At 55.6% G+C, this 1,232-nt stretch carries 1 protein-coding gene and 1 pseudogene; both read right to left on the bottom strand.

Annotation, left to right across the window (positions count from 1 at the left end; all coding sequences use genetic code 11):
* Positions 1-115: 115 nt before the first annotated feature.
* A pseudogene (locus tag E0E41_RS18390) lies at positions 116-661 on the bottom strand (type IV secretory system conjugative DNA transfer family protein); the annotation flags it as partial.
* Positions 658-1,134 (bottom strand): PcfB family protein, encoded by a 477-nt coding sequence (locus E0E41_RS18385; protein WP_130871334.1) that lies wholly within the window; start codon positions 1,132-1,134, stop codon positions 658-660. The gene E0E41_RS18385 and the pseudogene E0E41_RS18390, both read right to left, overlap by 4 nt.
* Positions 1,135-1,232: the final 98 nt, after the last annotated feature.

The following is a 1,232-nucleotide window of genomic DNA, read 5'->3' as shown; positions in this document are numbered from 1 at the left end:
TTCATCGTCATGGGAAAGACGCTCGTACAGGGCTGTGATTTTTCCCTTGTCCGGCTGTTTCTTCATGGGGTGTAACCTCCTTTCTTGAGGGTGCGCGCTCCCTTTATCCTTATTGTAAATTACCATTGGGATCGGTTATCACAAATGAGGTCGGATAGTCCTTGGACACGCATTGCATAAGGTTCGGCTTTACGAAGAACCGGGTCTTGCCGGAGCCGGAACCGCCGATTACAAGGACGTTCTTGTTTCGTGCGGTCTTGGGGTCTTTCGGCCTGTTGTTCATCGTCAGCCGTTCCGTCTGTGTCAGCAGAATGTTGTTGTCAAAATTGGGGTCGATATAGGGGGCTATATCCTTGGGGCCGCCCCATCGGGCGCTGCCGTACTCCACGCCTTTGCGGTATTTCTTTGCGTTCTTGCCCTTGCAGTACACCATGAGCCGTAGCGCCACAGCACCGGCGACGCCGATCAGCAGGTCAAAGGGGTTGAAGCTGGGGGCAGCATTGGCAAAGGCCGCCGCGCAGCCGTCCGCAAAGTGCAGGAGCTTTTGGGAAAGGTCGATGCCCTCCGCCAGCCGGTACGCCTGCCCCAGCTTGCCGAACAGATAGACAAACAGCAGATAGGGCAGGTTGGCGATTATCAGCTTTTTCACTTCCGGCTTCATCGTGACAGCCCCCTTTCCTTGAATTTCTCCTTGGCCCGGTCAGCGTTGCGGGCCGCCGCCTTTTCCTTGCTTGCGGCAATGTCCCTGCGGATCGAGGGCCGTTCCTCCCGCTGCAATTTCTTGGCTGTGAACTCCTTGAACGCCTGTTCCATGTTGTCGGCGTCCTTGGCTTTGAAAATCACAATGTAGTGCGGGGGATGGGTGGTGGCGTCTTTCCGCAGCGTGAAGTCCACGCCGTATTTCTTGGCGCAGGGCCGGAAAAGGCCGATATTGGCGTCGGTGATCTCAATGTTGGACAGGGCCGCCCCGTGCTTTTTGAGCTGCTTTAAGCTCTGCTGGCCGTGGTGCAGCTTGGTCTTGCCCTTGTTTCTGGCTTCCAGAAACTTGCGGGCCGCCGCTTGCAGCACTTGGGCCGTCAGCTTGGCCGATTTGATGGAAAAGGCCATTGTCTTTTGGGTTACTTCCTCCTGCAATCGCTATCCCTCCTATTACAATAAATTTGGACAGGAAAACCGGGCAGCCAGTTCGGCTTTCCCTCCATCTCGTGCCTAAGCTACAATAAGAGGAGCAA

Origin of the sequence: Intestinimonas massiliensis (ex Afouda et al. 2020), from assembly GCF_900626285.1 — a bacterium.
Lineage (GTDB): Bacteria > Bacillota > Clostridia > Oscillospirales > Oscillospiraceae > Flavonifractor > Flavonifractor massiliensis_A.
The sequence above is the reverse complement of the archived record's forward strand: the minus strand, read 5'-3'. Positions and strand labels throughout refer to the sequence as shown.